General features: G+C 70.7%; 18 protein-coding genes and 2 pseudogenes. 12 read left to right on the forward strand and 8 right to left on the reverse strand.

The window, feature by feature from the left end:
• Nucleotides 1-91: 91 nt before the first annotated feature.
• Both EAO72_RS27765 and EAO72_RS27770 read right to left on the reverse strand, forming a co-directional pair.
• Nucleotides 92-1,717, reverse strand: a pseudogene (locus tag EAO72_RS27765) (ABC transporter permease).
• Nucleotides 1,714-2,652, reverse strand: a complete 939-nt coding sequence (locus EAO72_RS27770; RefSeq protein WP_148019909.1) for an ABC transporter ATP-binding protein — start codon at nt 2,650-2,652, stop codon at nt 1,714-1,716. The pseudogene EAO72_RS27765 and the gene EAO72_RS27770 overlap by 4 nt, the downstream one beginning before the upstream one ends.
• A 114-nt stretch (nt 2,653-2,766) precedes the next feature.
• Between EAO72_RS27770 and EAO72_RS27775 the strand changes: the two genes are divergently transcribed.
• Nucleotides 2,767-3,324, forward strand: coding sequence for a GbsR/MarR family transcriptional regulator (locus EAO72_RS27775; RefSeq protein ID WP_148019910.1), 558 nt, complete (start codon nt 2,767-2,769; stop codon nt 3,322-3,324).
• 173 nt (nt 3,325-3,497) lie between these two features.
• On the opposite strand, the gene EAO72_RS27780 is transcribed toward EAO72_RS27775, so the two are convergent.
• A complete protein-coding gene (locus EAO72_RS27780; RefSeq protein ID WP_148019911.1) occupies nt 3,498-4,352 on the reverse strand; it encodes a diacylglycerol kinase in 855 nt (284 codons plus the stop codon).
• Nucleotides 4,353-4,538: 186 nt separating this feature from the next.
• On the opposite strand from EAO72_RS27780, the gene EAO72_RS27785 reads away from it, so the two are divergent.
• The gene (locus tag EAO72_RS27785; protein ID WP_148019912.1) at nt 4,539-5,822 is read left to right on the forward strand and encodes an adenylosuccinate synthase; all 1,284 of its coding nucleotides are present in this window, start codon (nt 4,539-4,541) and stop codon (nt 5,820-5,822) included.
• A 63-nt stretch (nt 5,823-5,885) separates the two neighbouring features.
• On the opposite strand, the gene EAO72_RS27790 is transcribed toward EAO72_RS27785, so the two are convergent.
• On the reverse strand, nt 5,886-7,421 hold the full coding sequence (locus EAO72_RS27790) for a substrate-binding domain-containing protein (RefSeq protein ID WP_148019913.1): 1,536 nt from the start codon (nt 7,419-7,421) through the stop codon (nt 5,886-5,888).
• Nucleotides 7,422-7,597: 176 nt separating this feature from the next.
• On the opposite strand from EAO72_RS27790, the gene EAO72_RS27795 reads away from it, so the two are divergent.
• Nucleotides 7,598-8,569 carry a glycoside hydrolase family 19 protein gene (locus EAO72_RS27795; protein ID WP_148019914.1) on the forward strand — a complete coding sequence of 324 codons (972 nt, stop codon included), beginning with the start codon at nt 7,598-7,600 and terminating at the stop codon, nt 8,567-8,569.
• Between the two features lie 526 nt (nt 8,570-9,095).
• Here the strand turns inward: EAO72_RS27795 and EAO72_RS27800 are convergent.
• Together EAO72_RS27800 and EAO72_RS27805 are read right to left on the reverse strand one after the other, a co-directional pair.
• Nucleotides 9,096-9,539 (reverse strand): annotated as a pseudogene (locus EAO72_RS27800) (MarR family winged helix-turn-helix transcriptional regulator); the annotation flags it as partial.
• Nucleotides 9,536-10,129, reverse strand: a complete 594-nt coding sequence (locus tag EAO72_RS27805) for a type 1 glutamine amidotransferase family protein (protein ID WP_148019916.1) — start codon at nt 10,127-10,129, stop codon at nt 9,536-9,538. The gene EAO72_RS27805 and the pseudogene EAO72_RS27800, both read right to left, overlap by 4 nt.
• 170 nt (nt 10,130-10,299) lie before the next feature.
• Here EAO72_RS27805 and EAO72_RS27810 point away from each other — a divergent pair, with 170 nt between their 5' ends.
• The 3 genes from EAO72_RS27810 (at nt 10,300) to EAO72_RS27820 (ending at nt 13,203) form a co-directional block, all read left to right on the forward strand.
• Nucleotides 10,300-11,661, forward strand: coding sequence for an aspartate aminotransferase family protein (locus EAO72_RS27810; RefSeq protein WP_148019917.1), 1,362 nt, complete (start codon nt 10,300-10,302; stop codon nt 11,659-11,661).
• Nucleotides 11,662-11,727: 66 nt separating this feature from the next.
• On the forward strand, nt 11,728-12,492 hold the full coding sequence (locus EAO72_RS27815; protein ID WP_148019918.1) for a GntR family transcriptional regulator: 765 nt from the start codon (nt 11,728-11,730) through the stop codon (nt 12,490-12,492).
• 165 nt (nt 12,493-12,657) lie between these two features.
• A complete protein-coding gene (locus EAO72_RS27820) occupies nt 12,658-13,203 on the forward strand; it encodes a hypothetical protein (RefSeq protein WP_148019919.1) in 546 nt (181 codons plus the stop codon).
• Nucleotides 13,204-13,256: 53 nt separating this feature from the next.
• Here EAO72_RS27820 and EAO72_RS27825 read toward each other — a convergent pair whose 3' ends face one another.
• A complete protein-coding gene (locus EAO72_RS27825) occupies nt 13,257-14,051 on the reverse strand; it encodes an SLATT domain-containing protein (protein ID WP_261991653.1) in 795 nt (264 codons plus the stop codon).
• A gap of 378 nt (nt 14,052-14,429) precedes the next feature.
• Here EAO72_RS27825 and EAO72_RS27830 point away from each other — a divergent pair, with 378 nt between their 5' ends.
• The 4 genes from EAO72_RS27830 (at nt 14,430) to EAO72_RS27845 (ending at nt 16,877) form a co-directional block, all read left to right on the forward strand.
• Complete coding sequence (locus tag EAO72_RS27830; protein WP_148022075.1) at nt 14,430-14,765, forward strand: YbaB/EbfC family nucleoid-associated protein; 336 nt, start codon at nt 14,430-14,432, stop codon at nt 14,763-14,765.
• Between the two features lie 142 nt (nt 14,766-14,907).
• Nucleotides 14,908-15,507, forward strand: coding sequence for a recombination mediator RecR (gene recR / locus EAO72_RS27835; protein WP_148019920.1), 600 nt, complete (start codon nt 14,908-14,910; stop codon nt 15,505-15,507).
• Between the two features lie 101 nt (nt 15,508-15,608).
• Nucleotides 15,609-16,268, forward strand: a complete 660-nt coding sequence (locus EAO72_RS27840) for a DUF5063 domain-containing protein (RefSeq protein ID WP_148019921.1) — start codon at nt 15,609-15,611, stop codon at nt 16,266-16,268.
• A gap of 57 nt (nt 16,269-16,325) precedes the next feature.
• The gene (locus EAO72_RS27845; RefSeq protein ID WP_148019922.1) at nt 16,326-16,877 is read left to right on the forward strand and encodes a GNAT family N-acetyltransferase; all 552 of its coding nucleotides are present in this window, start codon (nt 16,326-16,328) and stop codon (nt 16,875-16,877) included.
• Nucleotides 16,878-16,928: 51 nt separating this feature from the next.
• Here EAO72_RS27845 and EAO72_RS27850 read toward each other — a convergent pair whose 3' ends face one another.
• Nucleotides 16,929-17,756 carry an alpha/beta fold hydrolase gene (locus tag EAO72_RS27850; RefSeq protein WP_148019923.1) on the reverse strand — a complete coding sequence of 276 codons (828 nt, stop codon included), beginning with the start codon at nt 17,754-17,756 and terminating at the stop codon, nt 16,929-16,931.
• Nucleotides 17,757-18,145: 389 nt separating this feature from the next.
• On the opposite strand from EAO72_RS27850, the gene EAO72_RS27855 reads away from it, so the two are divergent.
• Together EAO72_RS27855 and EAO72_RS27860 are read left to right on the forward strand one after the other, a co-directional pair.
• Nucleotides 18,146-19,417 carry an aspartate kinase gene (locus EAO72_RS27855; protein ID WP_148019924.1) on the forward strand — a complete coding sequence of 424 codons (1,272 nt, stop codon included), beginning with the start codon at nt 18,146-18,148 and terminating at the stop codon, nt 19,415-19,417.
• Complete coding sequence (locus EAO72_RS27860; protein ID WP_148019925.1) at nt 19,414-20,478, forward strand: aspartate-semialdehyde dehydrogenase; 1,065 nt, start codon at nt 19,414-19,416, stop codon at nt 20,476-20,478. Before EAO72_RS27855 ends, EAO72_RS27860 begins: the two co-directional genes overlap by 4 nt.
• Nucleotides 20,479-20,535 lie beyond the last annotated feature (57 nt).

The following is a 20,535-nucleotide window of genomic DNA, read 5'->3' on the forward strand; positions in this document are numbered from 1 at the left end:
GGAACGGCGTCAGGGGTGAGGGCGGAACGGCGTCAGGGGTGAGGGCGAGGGTGCCTGCGCGCCGCCCGCCTTGCCGCCCGCCCCCGTCGCCTCAGGTCAGCATGTCGCGCCGGCGCAGCGCCGCCAGGCCGCCCGCCGCCAGCACCATCGCGGTCGCTGTGAGGAGTGCCACCGGCCCCCACTCCATGGCCGCCCCCGGCAGCTTGGGCAGGTGCGTGAACGGCGACACGTCCATCACCGGCTGCGGCAGATCCAGGGCGGGGCCTATCCAGCCCAGCGCCAGGCAGAGACCGACCAGGCCTCAGCCCGCCGCCGCGGCCTTCGGCAGCGCCCCGTACAGCAGGACCGTCAGCCCGCCCAGCAGCCAGACGGCGGGCAGTTGTACCAGCGAGGCGCCCAGCACGGCGGGGAGTTCGTGTCCGTAGCCCGCCGCCAGGCCGAGGCCGCCGAGCGTCATGATCAGGGCAGCGCCGCCGAAGGCGATGAGCAGATGGCCGGCGGCCCAGCCCGTCCGGCCGACGCCGCCCGCGAGCACCGGTTCCGCGCGCCCGGCGGTCTCCTCGCCGTGCAGCCGCAGTACCGAGGAGACGATGTACAGCGCTGCCACCGTGCCGAGCACGGAGACCATCGAGGCGAGGAACGCGTCGGTCAGACCGGACTGGCCGCCCATCCGCTCGAAGATCTCCCTCGTCTTCTCGTTGTCCCCGACGAGATCCGCCGCGCCGCCGGTCAGCCCGCCGAAGACGACGCCGACCACGGCGAACGACGCCGCCCACCCCAGGAGCGCGCCGCGCTGGAGGCGCACCGCGAGGCCGAGGGCCGTGGAGATCCGGCCCCGGGCGGGCCCCGGCCGTGTGGCGAGGAAGCTCATGCCGACATCGCGGCGCCCGGTCAGCGCGTACGCCACGGCGCACTGCACGGCCACGGCGCCGGCGATCACCAGAAGGACCCACCACCGCTCGTCCGCGTACGGCCGGACGTTCTCCGCCCAGCCGAGTGGGGAGAGCCAGGTGAGGACCGACGAGCCGTCGTCCGTCGCGGAGTCGCCCGCCGCCTTCAGGACGAAGGCCGCACCGATGACCGCGGCCGTCAGCCCCTTCGCCAGCCGCGCGCTCTCGGTGAACTGCGCGGCGATCGCGGCGGTGCACGCGAACAGCGCACCGACACCGGCGACGGCCGAGGCGAGCGCCACCGCCCCGGCACCGCCCGCGCCTGACGCGGCCGTCCCCGCCACGATCACCAGCCCCAGTGCGGCGTTGGCGATCAGGGCGGCGAGCAGCGCGGCGGTGAGCGGCGCCCGGCGCCCCACCATGGCGGAGGAGAGCATCTCCTGACGGCCGGTCTCCTCTTCCTCCCGGGTATGGCGTACGACGACGACCAGGCTCATCACCGCGGCCAGCGCGGCGCCGAAGGCGGTCATGCGCCAGCTGACGAGCGCGCCCACGGAGTCGCCGAACACGGGTCCGTACATCGCGCGCAGCGAGCTGTTGCCGTTCATCGAAGCGGCGAGCTCGGCGCGTTGTGCGGCCGTCCCGTAGAGCGAGGCGATGGACTGCCCGACGGACGAGAACGACCCGCCGAGCACCAGCACCCAGACCGGCATGATGATGCGGTCGCGCCGCAGCGCGAGCCGCAGCAGGGGCCAGGTCCCGGCGAGCTGCCCGGTCCCCGTCCGGCGTCCTGTGCGGTCCGGCGCGGTCATGGTCGCGGCAGTCATCGAGCCGACACCCCCGCGCCCTGATCGGCGCCCTGTGGCGTGCCCTGCTCCGCGTCCGCCGTGTAGTGCCGGAGGAAGAGTTCCTCCAGGGTGGGCGGAGTGCTGGTCAGGGACCGGACCCCGGATGCGGAGAGCGACTTGAGGACGCCGTCCAGCTTGTCCGTGTCGACCTGGAGCGAGACCTGATGGCCCCGGATATCGAGGTCGTGGACCCCTGGCAGCTGCGCCAGGCCATGGGGGGAGTCCGCCAGCTCGGCGGTGATGTTCGTCCGTGTCAGATGGCGCATGCCGGCCAGTGAGCCGGTCTCCACCGTCCGGCCCGCCCGGATGATGCTGACGCGGTCACAGAGGGACTCGACCTCGCTGAGGATGTGGCTGGAGAGCAGCACCGTCCGCCCGCGGTCGCGTGCTTCGGTGACGCAGCTCTGGAAGACCTCCTCCATCAGCGGGTCGAGCCCGCTGGTCGGCTCGTCCAGGATCAGCAGGTCCACATCGGAGGCGAACGCGGCGATCAGGGCCACCTTCTGCCGGTTGCCCTTCGAGTACGTCCGCCCCTTCTTCGTCGGGTCGAGCTCGAACCGCTCGACGAGCTCCGCGCGCCGGCTGCCGTCGAGGCCGCCGCGCAGCCGCCCGTACAGATCGATCACCTCGCCGCCCGAGAGGTTGCGCCACAGCGTGACGTCCCCGGGGACGTACGCCACGCGCGGGTGCAGTTCCACCGCGTCGCGCCAGGGGTCGCGGCCGAGCAGTTGGGCGGCGCCGGAATCGGCCCGCAGCAGCCCCAGCAGGACCCGGATGGTGGTGGACTTCCCCGAGCCGTTCGGCCCGAGGAAGCCGTGGACCTCACCGGACTCGACGGCCAGGTCGAGCCCGTCCAGCGCATGTGTCCGGCCGAACGACTTGTGCAGTCCGGCCACGGTGATTGCCTTCGTCATGATTTTGAACGTACGCTACTTTCACAAACTTGTGAAGTTAAGGAAGCGTATAAACTCAGTACGGGTGACATGCGGGCGCCGAGAGCCCGAGGATGTCGGAGGGACGAGGGGTCGATGAACAGCGAAACCGCAGACACACGCGAGCCGAACGGTGCCGCCGTCCACGGGCGCGAGGGCCGGGACGCCGAGGCGGTCTCGCGGTTCGTCGAGCGGTTCGCGTCGGAGATGACCGAGGCGGGGATGCAGCGGATGGCGTCCCGCGTCTTCGCCGCGCTGCTCGCCGACGACGACGCCTCCATGACCTCGGCCGAGCTCGCCCTGGCCCTGCAGATCAGCCCCGCCGCCGTGTCCGGCGCGATCAACTACCTCACCCAGGTCAGCATGGTCGGCCGGGAGCGGGACCCCGGCTCACGCCGTGACCGCTACCGGCTGCACAACGAGATCTGGTACACCACCTTCGCCAGCCGCGACCGTGTCCTCACCCGCTGGGAGAACACCCTCAGGGACGGCGCCCGCACGCTCGGGGAGCACACCCCGGCCGGCGCCCGGATCGCCGAGACGGCGGCGTTCTTCGAGTTCATGCAGTCGGAGCTGGGCGCGATGATGGACCGCTGGGAGGAACACCGCAAAACCCTCGACCTGCCGACGGCCGAGGACGCGCGCGACGCCTGAACACCCGCACGGCTTGTGGCGCACGGCTGCTCATGTGCCGCTTGAACGGCGCCCGGCCCCTGGCGCACGCCTCACGTGGCGCCTGAACGCCCCACGGCCTATGGCGCACGCCTCACGTGGCGCCTGAACGGCGGACGGAGGCGTCCGCCGTTCAGGCACACCTCGGTCCGCGCTCAGCTCTCCACCACCGGCAGCATCAGCCCCCAGGCCCCCGCCCGTACCGTCCACGTCCGGGTCCGCACCGGGCCCGCGACCTGTATGTCCGCCCGGTAGCGGAAGTCCGCGCCGGAGACCGTGACGGCCTTGGCCTCCGTGGTCATCGGGTCGCCGCCCGGCGCGTGGATCGTGACCTCGGCCATTCCGCCGCCGCAGCCCGATGTCAGCGTCACCGACTCGACCGGGCGGCCCAGATCGTTCAGCACGACCCCGTCCGCCTCGACGCGCAGCCGGTGGGTGGCCGGCGGGCCGGCCGGGGCCGAGGGGGCGGGGCGGACCAGGGTGCGGACCAGGGAGCGGCAGGTGTCCCAGACCGCGGTGACGCCCGTGCGGTCCGGCTGCGTGCCCGGTGCGCCGGTCAGGGCCGGGATCCGCAGCGCGTCGAGGACGACGCCGTCGCTGTCGTCGACCAGCAGGTCCAGCCGGCGCACCGCGCCGTCCAGCGCGGTGCGCGCTGCCGCCACCGCACCCGTCGGCACGCCGAGCCGGTGCGCGAGTTCCAGCGCCGCCGCGGCCCCGACCGGGATGAGCGAGAGGGCGCTCATGGCCGGTTCTCGCTCCCGGTGGAGGAGGGCCACCGCACGCCGCAGCGCCCGGTCGTCGCCGATCACCACCGGCCGGCGGGCACCTCGCCGGGCCAGGGCCCGGGCGAACTCCTCGGGCCCGTCCGGGAGGCAGATCTTGGCGTGCGAACCGGCGCTCAACACGTCTTTTGCGATCCGGACGGACTCACCGTCCGTGCGGCGGGCGACCGGATCGATCACCACCAGCAGATGGGGCGCACCGTTACCGGAGGGCTGGGCAGCCGACACCTCGGTCCTTCCTCGGGTAGCATCTTGGTGCAAGAGCCCCTTGCGCTATTGCGCCAGGGGCTTCGTCTATTCCGGGGCACCCGGTTCGACGGTTCAGGCCTTGTCGTACAACGTCGTACGGCATGTACGGCGTTTACGTACGCCCCCTGACCTTGGACATGCCCCGCCCGGAAGGGGTGTACGCCTGTGCCCGCACTTGTGCTGCTCGGTGCTCAGTGGGGTGACGAGGGCAAGGGAAAGGCCACCGACCTCCTCGGTGGATCCGTGGACTATGTGGTGCGCTACCAAGGCGGCAACAATGCCGGCCACACGGTGGTCGTCGGTGACCAGAAGTACGCACTTCATCTCCTCCCCTCCGGAATCCTGTCACCGGGGTGTACCCCGGTCATCGGTAACGGTGTCGTCGTCGACCCTGCGGTCCTGCTCTCCGAGCTGAGTGGGCTGAACGACCGCGGCGTGGACACGTCCAAGCTGCTGATCAGCGGCAACGCTCATTTGATCACCCCGTACAACGTCACCGTCGACAAGGTGACGGAACGGTTCCTCGGGAAGCGCAAGATCGGTACGACCGGGCGCGGTATCGGCCCGACGTACGCGGACAAGATCAACCGGGTCGGCATCCGTGTCCAGGACCTCTACGACGAGTCGATCCTGGAGCAGAAGGTCGAGGCGGCCCTGGAGCAGAAGAACCAGCTTCTGGCCAAGGTCTTCAACCGGCGCGCGATCGAGGCCGGCAAGGTCGTCGAGGACATGCTCCAGTACGCGGAGCAGATCAAGCCCTACGTCGCCGACACGACGCTTATCCTGAACAACGCCATCGACGAGGGCAAGGTCGTCCTCTTCGAGGGCGGTCAGGGCACGCTGCTCGACGTCGACCACGGCACGTACCCCTTCGTCACCTCGTCGAACCCGACCGCGGGCGGCGCCTGCACCGGTTCCGGCGTGGGCCCGACGAAGATCAGCCGGGTCATCGGCATCCTCAAGGCCTATACGACGCGTGTCGGCGCCGGTCCGTTCCCGACGGAGCTGCTCGACGAGGACGGCGAGGCGCTGCGCAGGATCGGTGGCGAGCGCGGTGTCACCACCGGCCGTGACCGCCGCTGCGGCTGGTTCGACGCCCCGATCGCGCGGTACGCGACCCGGGTGAACGGCCTGACCGACTTCTTCCTCACCAAGCTGGACGTGCTGACCGGCTGGGAGCAGATCCCGGTGTGTGTGGCGTACGAGATCGACGGCAAGCGCGTCGAGGAACTCCCGTACAACCAGACCGACTTCCACCACGCGAAGCCGATCTACGAGATGCTGCCGGGCTGGTCCGAGGACATCACCAAGGCGAAGACCTTCGGCGACCTGCCGAAGAACGCCCAGGCGTACGTGAAGGCGCTGGAGGACATGTCCGGCGCCCCGATCTCCGCGATCGGTGTCGGCCCCGGCCGCACCGAGACCATCGAGATCAACTCGTTCCTGTAGGCACACGGGAGCGGAGGAGGGCCGGAGCGGCGTCGTCGCCCCGGCCCTTCCTCATATCCGGGCTCAGTCCTCGCCGCAGATCCGCAGCCCTTCCGGAGTCGCGCACGGCAGGTGGCCGTGGGTGCGGATGACGTCCTGGCCGCTGCCCCTGCTGAGGTAGGAGAGGAAGCTGGAGGCCAGCGAGTCGGCGGGCGGGCTGCCGTACGTGTACGCGTACTCGATCTCCCGGTACGGGTAGGTGCCGGTGCCGATCGTGTCGACGGACGGGGCGGCGCCGTCGATGGCGATCTGGTGCGCCCCGGCCGGTCTGGTCCCCGTCCGCAGTTCGCTGTAGCCGATCGCGCCGTCGAGCCGGCCGACCTCGGCCAGGACCTGGTCGGTGGAGTCGAGTTCGCAGCGGATGACGAGGGCCTCGGGGTCGTCCTTCGTGGCGCAGTCGCGGGAGGACTGGGCGGGTTCGTTGCGGCCGAGGACGCGGCGCTGGAAGACCTCGCGGGTGCCGGAGTTGGCGTCCCGGCTGACCAGCAGGACGGGCAGGTCGGGGCCGCCGAGCTGCTTCCAGTTGCGGATGTCGCCGCGGTAGAGGGAGCGGATCGCGTCCCGGCTGAGGTTCTTCAGCGGCACCTTGTCGTTGACGACCAGGCGGAAGAGCGAGACGGCGACGCGGTTCTCGCGCAGTTGCGGGAAGCCGCTCGGCTTCGGGCCGTCGGAGAGGGCCACGAGGGCGGGCGATCCGGACTTCCCGGCCGCGGCGCCCCGTTCGGCCAGTTCTCTGATCCCGGCGGTGCTGCCGTGCGGGTCCACGGTGACGGTGGCCCCGTCGCACGCCTTGCCGTACTTCTCCGCCAGTTCGTCCAGGACGGGTTTGAAGGCGGTGGAGCCGGTCACGGTCAGCTCGCCGCGGGCGCAGCCGATCGGGGGCGGGGTGTCGTCCCGCACCAGGATGATGGAGGCCAGGGTGACGACGCAGACGGTCAGGGCCACGGTGATGAACCGGGCGGCCCGGCCGAACATCGGGGGCTTCTCGTCCGGGCGGGCCGCGGTGTTCGTCCTGACCTCGCCGTCCCGGATGCCGCCGGTGACGCGGACGGGGCTGCCCACGCGTGAACCGGTGAGCAGGACCAGGAGCTTGAAGTGCTCGCCCCGGTTGAGCGGGACGCGGGGCAGCCGGATCAGGGACCCGCTGCCGCGGAGTCCTTCGGACGGGGTGAAGTGGTCCATGAGGTGGTCGGCGCCGGGGGAGTGGGTGACTGCGATGCCGCGTACGCGCCGGTCGGTGAATTCGACGACGAGCCCGTGGAGCTGTCCGTCCGGTCCGGTGTAGTCGCCGCGGTCGATGGACTGCGAGCCGTCGTTCTCGATGCGGAGCAGGACGAGGGTGGCGTCGGCCATGTCCGGGGTCTCGTCGAACAGGCCGAGCCGCACGTTGGCCCGCGCCTGGCTGACGTCACTGCCGATCGGCGTGTCCATCTGGACGCGGTAGCCGATGCGCTTGCGGCGGGGCACGCGGCGCTCGTACCAGAGCACGCCCACGGAGGCGAGGACGCCCAGCACTGCGGTGAGCACGGCCACGATGTTCTCGGCGCTGAACCACTCCACGGCCCGTTCCTCCTCGGCTGCCGGACGTCTGTACGAGTGCGGGTCACCGTATGAGGCGTGGGGTGCGGGTGGCGGTGAGTACCCGGTCCCGTCGTCAGGTGTTCGCCCGCCGTTCGGACAGCGGGCGATTGGTCCAGACCTTGACAGGTCCAGACCAATCGGGGTTGGGTGTCGGGATGCCCGGACGGCATGCGGAGCCTGTTCGGGCGCCCTGCCGAAGGAGTGAGCAGCGCTTGAACCGCATCAAGAGCCTTCTGACCGCACTGAGTGCCGTCGTCGCGACGGCGGCCTTCCTCCCTGTTACCGCGAACGCCGTTCCCGCGAATGTCGTCCCCGTGAAGGTCGTCTCCGCGAACGCCGTTCCCGCCGCCGCGTGCGCGTCCCTCTGGAACTCCTCGACGGCCTATACGGCCGGTGGCACCGTCGCCCATCACGGCCGCAACTGGACGGCGAAGTGGTGGACGCGGGGCGAGAACCCGGGCGCCACCACCGTCTGGTCCGACCGCGGCGCCTGTACGGGTGGGGTCTCCGACTTCGTCATCAGTGAGGCGGAGTTCGACGAGCTCTTCCCGGACCGCGACCCCTTCTACACGTACCAGGGCCTGATCGACGCCCTGCACGCCTACCCGCGCTTCGCGAACACCGGTACCGAGGCGACGCGGAGCCGGGAGGCTGCCGCCTTCCTGACGCACGCCGACTTCGAATCGGTCGGCCTCCAGTACGTGAAGGAGATCAACGAGGCCAACTACTGGATCAAGTGCGACTACAGCCAGCCGTTCGGCTGCCCGGCCGGCCAGTCCGCGTACTACGGGCGTGGACCGATCATGTTCAGCTGGAACTTCAACTACAAGGCGGCGGGCGACGCGCTCGGCCTCGATCTGCTGAACGATCCATGGCTGGTGGAGCGGGATCCGTCCGTCGCCTGGCAGACCGCGCTCTGGTACTGGAACACCCAGAACGGCCCCGGCACCATGACCTCGCACGACGCCATGGTCGGCGGTGCGGGCTTCGGTGAGACGATCCGGTCGCTCAACGGGGCGCTGGAATGCGACGGCGGCAACCCCGCGTCCGTGGCGGCGAGGGTCGCCAAGTATGAGCGGATCACGGCCGTCATCGACACCAGTCCTGGTTCTGGGCTCACCTGCTGACGGTCGGGCACGTGCTCCCGGACTGAACGTCCTGCCCCGCCCGGTGTCCCGCATGGTGGACGCGCCCGAAGGTTTTGCCTTCGGGCGCGTCGGCGTTCCGGACCGTGATCCGGACCGACTGCCTCCGCAATCACCGCTGTTGAGGGATCGTTTCGGGTCGGGCGCAGGGTGGCGGGGAGGATGACGACCGTCGCGACGACCGCGACCAGCGCGGCGAGCAGGCCCATGACGCGTTTGATCATGTGATCACTCCTTCGGCGCGGCGCACCGAGCTCATCGGTGCGCCGCCATGGGGGGTGCCGACACTCAAGCGTCATGGTCTGGACCTGTCAAGGGGGCTTGTCCGTGCGGGCGTCGGTCAGGGGTGGACGCGGACGTGCCCTCAATCGCCCGACGGGCCAGGGGAGTCGGCCGGGTCCGAGGCATCGGCCGGGTCCGAGGCATCGGCCGGGTCCGGAGCGCCGGCCAGGCCAGGGGCGTCGACCGGGCCCGCGGACCCCGTCAGGCCCGCGGACCCCGCCAAGTCCGGCGGTCCAAGGGTTTCCATCGCCCAGGTCAGCCGCTCCAGTACCCGTACCGTCTCCGTGAAGCCCTCATCCCCCAACTCCCGTGCCAGGCGCGCCGCGAACTCCGCATGACCCGGGTTGATCCGGGACATCGCGGCCCGGCCCTCCTCCGTGGGGCGGAGCAGTTTCGCGCGGCGGTGGGCCGGGTTGGGGAGGTACTCCGCGAGGCCCTTTCCCACCAGCAGATCGGCGATGCGCTGCACGGCCTGGCGGGTGATGCCCATCGAGCGGGCGATCCCGGAGACCGGCAGCGGCTCGGTGATCACCGCGCCGAGCACCTGCCACCACGCGGCCGTCAGTCCGGCCGGAGCGGCCAGCCTCTCCGCCACGGAGAGGAACCGGCCGTTGAGGTGGAAGATCCCGAGGGCGGTCCGGCTCAGCCGGTCCTGGTCCGCGTGGCTCATCCCTGCAGCACCTCGTACGCGCTCGGGTCCGAATCGTGGAAGAGCCGGTACCAGGCGTCGAGCTTCTTCCCGTCGTACACCCCGAGCCGGGCGAAGACCTCGCGGGCGAACGCGACCGGTTCGGTGGGTCCGGCGGTGATCAGGTCGCCGTCGGTCACGGCGTCGGCTTCCGTGTAGTGCGCGCCGCCCGCGTATCCGGTGGCCGCCAGGTAGAACGGGACCGCGCTCGTGTGCGCCCGCTCGTCGAGCAGTCCCTCGCGGGCCAGTCCCGCCGTCGCCCCGCAGATCGCGGCGACCGGCACGCCCGCGTCCAGGAAGGCGCGTGCGGTGCGGGCGAAGGGGGCGAGCGCGTCGCCGGAGTCCCACAGCGTGGCGCCCGGCAGGATCAGCAGCGCACTGTCCCCGGGGCTCAGCTCCGCGAGCGGGAGATCGGGCCGGACGGTCAGTCCGCCCATGCTGGTGACGGGGGCGGTGGTGGGGCCGACCGTCCGGACGGTGAAGCCGTTCTGGGCGAGATGGGCGGTCGTGTGCCCGGTCTCCCAGTCGGCGTAGGTGTCGTACACGGCCAGGTGCGCGGTCCTGAGGGTCATGACGGCCTCCTCGACAGGAAGAACGTATATGACAACATGTTGTCGCTACGACAGCATGTTGTCAATATCTCGTGGGGTGTGCGGCGACCCGACACCCTGCCGAACCAGGCGGCCCACGGCATACAAGGTGGCCATACCGGACGCCGCCCGCCGCCGCCTACGCTCGTCGCATGACCCCTCATCCCCCTGTCGACTCCGCTGCCGGCGCGGCCGTCAAGGCCGCCGACCGCGCGCACGTGTTCCACTCCTGGTCCGCCCAGGGCCTGATCGACCCGCTCGCCGTCGCCGGCGCCGAGGGCTCGTACTTCTGGGACTACGACGGCAACCGCTACCTGGACTTCACCAGCGGCCTCGTCTTCACCAACATCGGCTACCAGCACCCCACCGTCGTCGCCGCGATCCAGGAGCAGGCGGGGAAGCTGACGACCTTCGCGCCCGCCTTCGCGGTCGAGGCGCGCTCCGAGGCCGCCCGCCTCATCGCCGAGCGGACCCCCGGCGACCTGGACAAGATCTTCTTCACCAACGGCGGCGCCGAGGCCGTCGAGAACGCCGTCCGGATGGCCCGGCTGCACACCGGCCGTACCAAGGTGCTCTCCGCCTACCGCTCGTACCACGGCGCCACGTCGACCGCGATCAACCTGACCGGTGACCCGCGCCGCTGGGCGTCCGACAACGGCTCGGCGGGCGTCGTCCGGTTCTGGGCCCCGTTCCTCTACCGTTCGCCGTTCTACGCGCAGACCGAGGCGGAGGAGTGCGCCCGCGCGCTCCAGCACCTGGAGGACACCCTCGCCTACGAGGGCCCGTCGACCATCGCCGCGATCATCCTGGAGACCATCCCGGGCACCGCCGGCATCATGACGCCGCCGCCCGGCTACCTCGCCGGCGTCCGCGAGATCTGCGACCGGTACGGCATCGTCTTCGTCCTCGACGAGGTCATGGCCGGCTTCGGCCGCACCGGCAAGTGGTTCGCCGCCGACCACTTCGACGTCACACCCGACCTGATGACCTTCGCCAAGGGCGTCAACTCCGGTTACGTCCCGCTCGGCGGCGTCGCCATCTCGGCCGAGATCGCCGCCACCTTCGAGACCCGCCCCTACCCGGGCGGCCTCACCTACTCCGGCCACCCGCTGGCCTGCGCCGCCGCCGTCGCCACCATCCAGGTGATGGAGGACGAGAAGGTCATCGAGAACGCCGCCCACATCGGCGAGCACGTCCTCGGCCCCGGTCTGCGCGAACTCGCCGCGAACCACCCGTCGGTCGGCGAGGTCCGCGGCCTCGGCGCGTTCTGGGCGCTGGAGCTGGTCCGCAACAAGGAGACCCGCGAGCCGCTGGTCCCGTACAACGCGACGGGCGAGGCCAACGCGCCGATGGCCGCCTTCGGCGCCGCGGCCAAGAAGAACGGCCTGTGGCCCTTCATCAACATGAACCGCACGCACGCCGTTCCTGCCTGCAACGTCACCGAGGCCGAGGCCAAGGAGGGCCTGGCCGCTCTCGACGCCGCACTGTCCGTGGCCGACGAGCACACCGCGTAACGCTGCCGCGCCCCTTCCCGCCGCCCTCGTCTAAGGTGACCCGAGGCCGAAACGGGGAGGGGCGCCATGCGCGCGAGCGGAGCTGTCACACGCAGTACGCTGCGGCAGCAGATCGCGGACGCGTTGCGTGACGAGGTGCTCGCCGGGCGTTTGCAGCCGGGACGGGAGTTCACCGTCAAGCAGATCGCCGAGCAGTACGGGGTCTCCGCGACGCCCGTCCGCGAGGCGCTCTTCGACCTCTCCGCGCAGGGCCTGCTCGAATCCGACCAGCACCGCGGCTTCCGCGTCCACGAGTTCACCGTCGCGGACTACCGCGCGATGGTGGAGGCCCGCACCCTGGTCATGGACGGGGTCATCCGGGACATCTTCGCGGGGCCGCTCCCCGGACCCGCGCGCCAGGCCGTCCACCGGGACGCGCTCGTCTCCGTACGACGCCGGGCCGAGGAGGCCTCCCGTGCGGCGCGCGGCGGCGACCTGGACATCCTGATCGGCTACGACCTGCGCTTCTGGCGCGAACTGGGCGCCCTCGTCGGCAACACCTACATCACCGACTTCCTCCACCGGCTGCGCGTCCAGGCGTGGGTGTTCGCCGTGCCGTATCTGCGCGGCGACGGCAATGCGCGGAACTGGCTGTGGAACGGCCACCCCGAACTCGTCGCCGCCATCTCGCACCGCGACCGTGACGCCCTGCGCAGGGCCGTCGAGGACTACAACAACCACGCCCTGAGCTGGGCGGACCGGCTGGCGGCCGGAGATCCGGCCCGTCCGGGGGACGCGCTGCGGCCGGGCGGGCCGGACGGGCCGGCGGACCGGTCCCGCCCCACGCACTGAACCGTTCCGACCGGCGGGGCGAGCAGGGCGCGCCCTCCTGCGGACATGCCGGGCGGAGCAGGCACGAGCCGGTCCCGATGGGCCACTGTCCGCGACGCCCCGACCGCATTACGCTGTCCCGACCATCGCACCACCGCACGCATCCCCGCATGAGAGCGAGACTTCGTGGCCTGTGACCTGTGGCTGGTCCCCCTCGTCGATGTGCTGTGCCACAGCCCCGACAACCCGTTCGCCGAAGAGATAGCCGTCTACGACAAAGCGCTCGGCGAGGCAGGGCTGCCGCCCGTGCCCGTCTACGCGTACATGCCCGGGCTGACCGGTGACGTGGCCCCGGTCGCGGGCTTCGACTACGACGCGCTGCACTTCCTGCGCCGCGCCTATCTGCTTCACCTCAGCGGCCTCGCCGTCACACCCGTCGACGAACTGGGCGGGGACTACGAGCAGTTGCTGGAGATGTTCGAGCCGACCGCCCAGCAGTCGCACCTGGTGTGGCACTACGACCACGCGGGTGCGTACGTCCCCGTGGACTTCGCCATGCCGCTGTCCACCGACGCCCTGCTGGAGGGTGGCGGTCCGCTCGGCTCGGCGCACGGCCTGCTGCGCGAGCTGCAGTTCGTCGGCCCGTCCATCGGCATCGCCGGCTCCTCCAGCGAGGTGGGCGCGGCGGTCACCCGCAGCCTCGCCCAGGGCTCGATGATCATCTTCAGCTGAAGGGCTGTCGGGTGCGGCCTCCGCCGCTCCCCGCGGTGCTCACCGGTGACCGGTCACCGCGGGGACTCCGGCGGCCGCTGCCGCGGCATGTTCGGCCGGCCCATCGACTGCAACGGGAACCTTCCCGGCTGGACCCCGGAGTCCGCGCGCCCGCCGCCCGAGCCGCCCGAGACCAGCGCCTGCATGCCCATCGGGGCGGGACCGGCGCGGAACTCCACCATCCAGTCCGCGGTCTCCGACCGTACGAGTTCCGTGATGTCCTCCGAGAAGCGCCGCAGGACTCCCAGGCACCGTTCGGCCGCCTCGCTCGCCGTTCCCTCGGCCGGGCCGAGCACCTCGCGCACGCACTCCGACGCCCAGTCGAACTGGAGCACCTGGAGCCGGCGCTGGACCGCCTGGGCCGTGGCGAGATTCCTTATCCAGCCCGAGGTCAGGCCGAAGTACCGGTCGCACGCCATGCACGCGGCGCCCAGCAGCAGCGACAGATAGCCCCAGCCCGCCGCGCCGTGCAGCGCGCCCGTCAGGTCCAGCAGCGGCAGCGCGGCTCCCGCGACCACCCCGGCCGCCGTGCCCAGCCGCAGCGCCCTGGCGCCGCGCCGCTTCCACACCCGGTCGCCCAGATACCAGTCGGCGGTGCGCAGCGCGTCGGCCTCGACCCATCGGTACAGCTCGTCGAGCCGCTGGGCGGGTTCGCCCCAGTCGCCGAGCGGGAACGGCGTCCCGGTCAGGTCCCTGCCCCGCGCCTCACGGCTCCGAGCGCCGGAGCCCGCACCGGAAGGAGTGGCCGGACCGGGCACACCGGATTCGTTGCGGGGCGGCCCTTCGGGCTGCATCTCCGGCTGACTCACCGGGGTACTCCTCTGCATGCTGCATAGCGACGCGTGTTCTCGACCGCGTACTCGACGATGGGCGGATCTCTGCTCTCTGTGCACTCGCTGCTCACTGGCCCCGGTGCGACCCGCAGTCCCCCGTACGTAACCTTGCGTGACGGGAGATGAGCGTGCGCGTACCGGGACGCACCCCTTCCTACCGCCGAATGGTGGGCCGTGGGGTCGAAATCGCGGTATTCCCGGGTGCACAGGGCCTCTGGTCAGGTATAGGAGCCCCGCCACGGTCTGCGGGAACTCACTCGAAAGAGTTGCTCGCCAGTGGGTGGGGCGCGCCGCGCGGGGAGCACGTAGGCTCGGCTTACCGAAACATTTGTCGTCGAAATGCCTGGAGTGACCGTGATTCCCGGTGGTGGTCAGCCCAACATGCAGCAGTTGCTGCAGCAGGCTCAGAAGATGCAGCAGGACCTCGCCCAGGCCCAGGAGGAGCTGGCCAGGACCGAGGTCGACGGCCAGGCGGGCGGTGGCCTGGTCAAGGCGACGGTCAACGGCTCCGGCGAACTGCGCGGCCTGGTGATCGACCCGAAGGCGGTGGACCCGGAGGACACCGAGACGCTCGCGGACCTCGTCGTGGCGGCGGTCCAGGCGGCGAACGAGAACGCCCAGCAGCTCCAGCAGCAGAAGCTGGGCCCGCTCACCCAGGGCCTGGGCGGCATGCCCGGCCTCCCCTTCTGACCCGGACGCACCGCGCCGCCGCCGCACCCGGCCGCGGACGCACCGCACCCGTACCGCACGCGACCGCGGACATACCCAAGACCGTGCGTACCCCCTACGGTACGTACCACGAAGCAGCCGACCCGGCCCGAAAGGCGTTCCGTTGTACGAAGGCGTGGTTCAGGACCTCATCGACGAGTTGGGCAGGCTGCCCGGCGTCGGTCCCAAGAGCGCGCAGCGGATCGCCTTCCACATCCTCCAGGCCGAGCCCACGGATGTGCGCCGTCTCGCCCACGCCCTCCTGGAGGTCAAGGACAAGGTCCGCTTCTGCGCCGTCTGCGGCAACGTGGCCCAGCAGGAGGAGTGCGGCATCTGCCGTGACGCGCGCCGCGACCGGACGGTCATCTGCGTGGTCGAGGAGCCGAAGGACGTCGTGGCGATCGAGCGGACCCGTGAGTTCCGGGGTCGCTACCACGTGCTGGGCGGGGCGATCAGCCCCATCGAGGGCGTGGGCCCGGACGATCTGCGCATCCGCGAGCTGCTGGCCCGGCTCGCCGACGGCTCGATCACCGAACTGATCCTGGCGACCGACCCCAACCTGGAGGGCGAGGCCACCGCGACGTACCTGGCGCGGATGGTCAAGCCGATGGGTCTGCGCGTCACCCGGCTGGCCAGCGGCCTGCCGGTGGGCGGCGACCTGGAGTACGCGGACGAGGTCACTCTCGGCCGCGCCTTCGAGGGGAGGCGCCTGCTCGATGTCTGACCGCCTTCCGGCCGTCGGCCTGCGGCCTCACGACGGCTTTACGTTCAGCGCCGTTATCTTCTTCCCACCGTCTGCGACCGTGCCCACGGGAGGTCTCCTCGATGTCTGACGCCACGCTGAACACTGTCACTCAGGACCCGGACGACTTCGCCGTCCAGATCGCCGACCAGATCAAGACGTTCATCGTCGCGGTCACCGAGGTGTCCCACGTCGAGGAGCCGGAGGAAGCCGTTCCGGTCCTGCTCCTCCAGGTCTCCCAGCTTCTGCTGGCCGGCGGCCGGCTGGGCGCGTACGAGGACATCCTTCCCGACGAGCGCTACGAGCCGGACCTGGGCGCCGAGCCGGACGCGGACGGGCTGCGCGAGCGCTTCGCGACCCTGCTGGAGCCGATCGACGTCTACTCCGAGGTGTTCGACCCGTACGAGCCCCGCAAGGCCCCGGTCCCGGCGCGTATCTCCGACGACCTGGCCGACCTGGTCACGGACCTGCGCCACGGCCTGGCCCACTACGACGAGGACCGCACCACCGAGGCCCTGTGGTGGTGGCAGTTCTCGTACTTCTCCAACTGGGGCTCCACCGCCTCCGCGGCCCTGCGTGCGCTCCAGTCCCTGATCGCGCACATCCGGCTGAACCAGCCGCTCCAGGAGCTCGACGGCCTGGACACCGACCAGGACGCCGGCGACGACGACCTGGCCGAGGAGGCCGGCCGGGTCATGGCCGAGGAGATCGCGGGACCGCTGGGGCTGCGTCCGGTGAAGTAGTTCCGGGGCGCCCGCTTTTCAAGATCACTACGGGCCGGCCGGGAATATGATCACCGGATGATCGAAGGCACATCGGTAAGGCTGCGCGCGTTGCGCGCGGAGGATGCGGCGCACCACCTCCGGTGGCGCAACGACCCGGAGGTCGTGCACTGGGCTACGGCCGGTGACCCCCGCTTCGGGCCGGTGACGGAGGAGGCGCTCGCGCTCGCCTTCGAGACGATGCTGCGGCTGCCCCCGAGGGAGTCGGCCGTTTTCACGGTCGAGGACCTGACCGACGGCGCGGTGATCGGCATGGCGGACTACCGGGACCTGGACCCGTTCGCCGGAGTGGTGACGGTGGGCGTCACCGTGGGCAGCCGGGACCACTGGGGCCGCGGGTACGGCTCCGAGGCGCTGAGGCTGCTGGTGGGGCATCTGTTCGGCTCCTTCGGGCTGCACCGGATCGAGCTCGACACCTGGAGCGGCAACGAGCGGGCCGTCCGCGCCTTCACCCGGGCGGGCTTCCGCGAGGAGGGCCGACGCCGGGAGACCGTACGGGTGGCGGGCAGGCGGTACGACACGGTGCTGTTCGCGATGCTGCGCGGGGAATGGCCGGACGCGGCGGTCTGAGGACGCCTCCGGCCGGGTTCCCGCGGTCTCCTCCGCCGGGGCTCGCGGGCGCTACTTCTTGAGGAAGTCCAGGAGGTCCTTGTTGAACCTCTCCTTGTCGCCGGGGACCAGCGCGATGCCGTGGGAGCCGCCCTCGTAGACCTTCAGCTCGGCGTCGGAGATGATCTGCGCCGACTTGCGGCCGGTGGCGTCGAGGGGCACGACCTGGTCGTCGTCGCCGTGGACGATGAGGGTGGGGACGTCGAACCGCTTCAGGTCGTCGGTGAAGTCGGTGTACGCGAACGCGTCGACGCAGCGGACACCGCCCTCGATGGTCTGCGCCATGGCCATGTACCAGAACGCGTCCTTGTTGCCCTGCGTCACCTTGTTGCCGGGCTTGTCGGTGGAGAAGAAGCCCTCCGCCGTGTCCTTCCAGAACTGCGAGCGCTCCTTCAGGATGCCTGCCTTGATCTGGTCGAAGACCTCCTCCGGCACGCCCTCGGGGTTGGTGCCGGACTTGAGCATGAGCGGGGGCACCGCCGACAGCAGGACGGCGGACCGGATGCGCTCGGTGCCGTGACGCCCGATGTAGCGGGCGAGTTCGCCGCCGCCCATGGAATGGGCGACGAGCGTGACGTCCCGCAGGTCCAGGCTCGTGATCAGGTCGTCGAGGTCGTCGGCGAAGGTGTCGAAGTCGTAGCCGTCCCAGACCGGCGTGGAGCGTCCGTGGCCGCGCCGGTCGTGCGCGATGCCCCGGAACCCGGCGTCGGCCACCGCCTTGAGCTGGTCGTGCCAGGCGTCGCCGTTGAGCGGCCAGCCGTGGATGAACACCACGGGCCGGCCCCGCCCCCAGTCCTTGTAGAAGATCTCGACACCGTCGCGGGTGGTGCAGACAGGCATGGCCGGTCCTTTCGGTGCAGGAGACGGCGCCGGGCGGGCGCCGGCGTCGCCGCGTGGAACTCGGCAAGGCTTTCGATCCCCCAGTGACCGATCCTGGGACGACGGCCGTGAACCGCAAATCGGGGCGCGGCTCCCCGCGAGCCCGGGGCCGGGTACCGGGTCGGCCGTGCGGGGCCGGCAGGCCCTTCGACCGCCCGGCGTGTGGGCTGGGCCACATGGGGGAGTGGCGCGGTGATCAGCGGGCAGCAGCCTCGTACGAGCAGTTCGGAGCGACACGCCGTTGATCACGTGGTGAGCGGGACATCTCAGCATGTGGTAGTAACGGGGCGTTTCCGGACTGCTCGTTAAACTGAGCCGACCGCGATAAATGGATTGAGCGAGGAGCGCACGTGGGCCTTGTCGTGCAGAAGTACGGAGGCTCCTCCGTAGCCGATGCCGAGGGCATCAAGCGGGTCGCCAAGCGAGTCGTCGACGCCAAGAAGAATGGCAACCAGGTGGTTGTCGTGGTGTCCGCGATGGGTGACACGACGGACGAGTTGATCGATCTCGCCGAGCAGGTATCCCCGATGCCGGCCGGGCGTGAGTTCGACATGCTGCTGACCGCCGGGGAGCGGATCTCCATGGCCCTGCTGGCCATGGCGATCAAAAACCTGGGCCATGAGGCCCAGTCCTTCACGGGCAGCCAGGCCGGTGTCATCACCGACTCGGTCCACAACAAAGCGCGCATCATCGATGTCACGCCCGGCCGCATCCGGACCTCGATCGACGAGGGCAACATCGCCATCGTCGCCGGGTTCCAGGGCGTCAGCCAGGAGGGCAAGAACATCACCACCCTCGGCCGCGGCGGGTCGGACACCACCGCGGTGGCGCTCGCGGCCGCGCTGGACGCCGAGGTCTGTGAGATCTACACCGATGTGGACGGCGTCTTCACCGCCGACCCGCGGGTCGTGAAGAAGGCCCGGAAGATCGACTGGATCTCCTTCGAGGACATGCTGGAACTGGCCGCGTCCGGTTCCAAGGTGCTGCTGCACCGCTGTGTGGAGTACGCACGCCGCTACAACATCCCGATCCACGTCCGCTCGTCCTTCTCGGGACTGCGCGGAACCTGGGTCAGCAACGAGCCGCAAGGGGACCAGCAGGTGGAGCACGCCATCATCTCCGGAGTCGCCCACGACGTCTCCGAGGCCAAGGTCACGGTCGTCGGCGTGCCCGACAAGCCGGGCGAGGCAGCGGCGATCTTCCGCGCGATCGCGGACGCCGAGATCAACATGGACATGGTGGTGCAGAACGTCTCCGCCGCGTCGACCGGTCTGACCGACATCACCTTCACGCTCCCCAAGGCGGAGGGCCGCAAGGCCATCGACGCCCTGGAGCGCAGCCGGGCCGGCATCGGCTTCGAGTCGCTGCGCTACGACGACCAGATCGCCAAGATCTCCCTGGTCGGCGCGGGTATGAAGACCAACCCGGGGGTCACCGCGGGCTTCTTCGAGGCGCTGTCCGACGTCGGCGTGAACATCGAGCTGATCTCGACGTCCGAGATCCGCATCTCGGTGGTCACCCGCGCCGACGACGTCAACGAGGCCGTGCGCGCCGTGCACACCGCCTTCGGACTCGACAGCGACTCCGACGAGGCAGTCGTGTACGGGGGCACCGGCCGATGACCGCACGCCGCCCTTCGCTCGCGGTCGTCGGCGCGACCGGGGCGATCGGCGGCGTCATGCTCCAGATCCTCTCGGAACACGCGGATGTCTGGGGCGAGGTGAAACTGATCGCCTCACCGCGTCTCGTCGGCCGCAAGCTGATGGTGCGCGGTGAGGAGTCAGAGGTCCTCGGACTCACCGAGGACGTCTTCGACGACGTCGACGTGGCGCTCTTCCTGGTGCCCGACGAGGTGTCCGCGCGCTGGGCGCCGCTCGCCGCGTCCAAGGGCACGGTCGTCATCGACGACTCCGCGGCCTTCCGGACGGACGGCGAGGTCCCGCTGGTCGTGCCCGAGATCAACCCCCATGCCGTACGGATCAGGCCGCGCGGCATCGTCGCGAGCCCGAACTGCACGACGCTGTCGCTGATCGTCGCGGTCGGCGCCCTGCACGCCGAGTTCGGGCTGCGGGAACTGGTCGTCTCGTCCTACCAGGCGGTGAGCGGGGCCGGGCGCGACGGCGTCGCCGTCCTGCGCGAACAGCTCTCGATGGTGGCCGGTACCGAACTCGGTACGAAGCCGGGCGACGTGCGGCGCGTCGTGGGCGACACGGACGGCGGCCCGTTCGCCGCTCCCGTGGCTCTCAACGTCGTGCCGTGGGCCGGTACGGACGCGGGCGACGGCTGGTCGTCCGAGGAACTGGCGATCCGCGACGAGTGCCGCAAGATCCTGGACCTGCCCTCGTTGAAGGTCTCGGCGACCTGTGTGTACGTGCCCGTGATCGCCACGCACTCGATGTCCGTGCACGTCCGCTTCGAGAACGAGGTAGCGGTCGACCGGGCCCATGAGATCCTGGCGACCGCGCCGGGCGTGGTGCTCTACGACAACCCCGGAGCCGGCGACTTCCCCACCCCGTCCGATGTCGTGGGCACCGATCCCACGTGGGTCGGCCGGGTCCGCCGCTCGCTGGACGATCCCCGGGCGCTGGAACTCTTCCTCTGCGGCGACAACCTCCGTAAGGGAGCGGCGCTGAACGTGGCTCAGATCGCCGAAGCGGTCGCCGCGGAATTTCCCCGGTCCTGATCGAACCTGTTTTGTACGCTCTGTGAATGCCCTGTGAGCAAGTTGCTGGTCTGAACC

The organism is Streptomyces sp. OR43, from assembly GCF_008042275.1.
In the GTDB taxonomy this organism is placed as follows: domain Bacteria; phylum Actinomycetota; class Actinomycetes; order Streptomycetales; family Streptomycetaceae; genus Streptomyces.

Bases quoted from the DNA above. Each gene is read 5' to 3' on its own strand.
- EAO72_RS27770 (WP_148019909.1), bottom strand. From the start codon at position 2,652: ATGACGAAGGCAATCACCGTGGCCGGACTGCACAAGTCGTTCGGCCGG.
- EAO72_RS27775 (WP_148019910.1), top strand. From the start codon at position 2,767: ATGAACAGCGAAACCGCAGACACACGCGAGCCGAACGGTGCCGCCGTC.
- EAO72_RS27795 (WP_148019914.1), top strand. From the start codon at position 7,598: ATGCCCGGACGGCATGCGGAGCCTGTTCGGGCGCCCTGCCGAAGGAGT.
- EAO72_RS27805 (WP_148019916.1), bottom strand. From the start codon at position 10,129: ATGACCCTCAGGACCGCGCACCTGGCCGTGTACGACACCTACGCCGAC.
- EAO72_RS27810 (WP_148019917.1), top strand. From the start codon at position 10,300: ATGACCCCTCATCCCCCTGTCGACTCCGCTGCCGGCGCGGCCGTCAAG.
- EAO72_RS27815 (WP_148019918.1), top strand. From the start codon at position 11,728: ATGCGCGCGAGCGGAGCTGTCACACGCAGTACGCTGCGGCAGCAGATC.
- EAO72_RS27840 (WP_148019921.1), top strand. From the start codon at position 15,609: ATGTCTGACGCCACGCTGAACACTGTCACTCAGGACCCGGACGACTTC.
- EAO72_RS27845 (WP_148019922.1), top strand. From the start codon at position 16,326: ATGATCGAAGGCACATCGGTAAGGCTGCGCGCGTTGCGCGCGGAGGAT.
- EAO72_RS27850 (WP_148019923.1), bottom strand. From the start codon at position 17,756: ATGCCTGTCTGCACCACCCGCGACGGTGTCGAGATCTTCTACAAGGAC.
- EAO72_RS27860 (WP_148019925.1), top strand. From the start codon at position 19,414: ATGACCGCACGCCGCCCTTCGCTCGCGGTCGTCGGCGCGACCGGGGCG.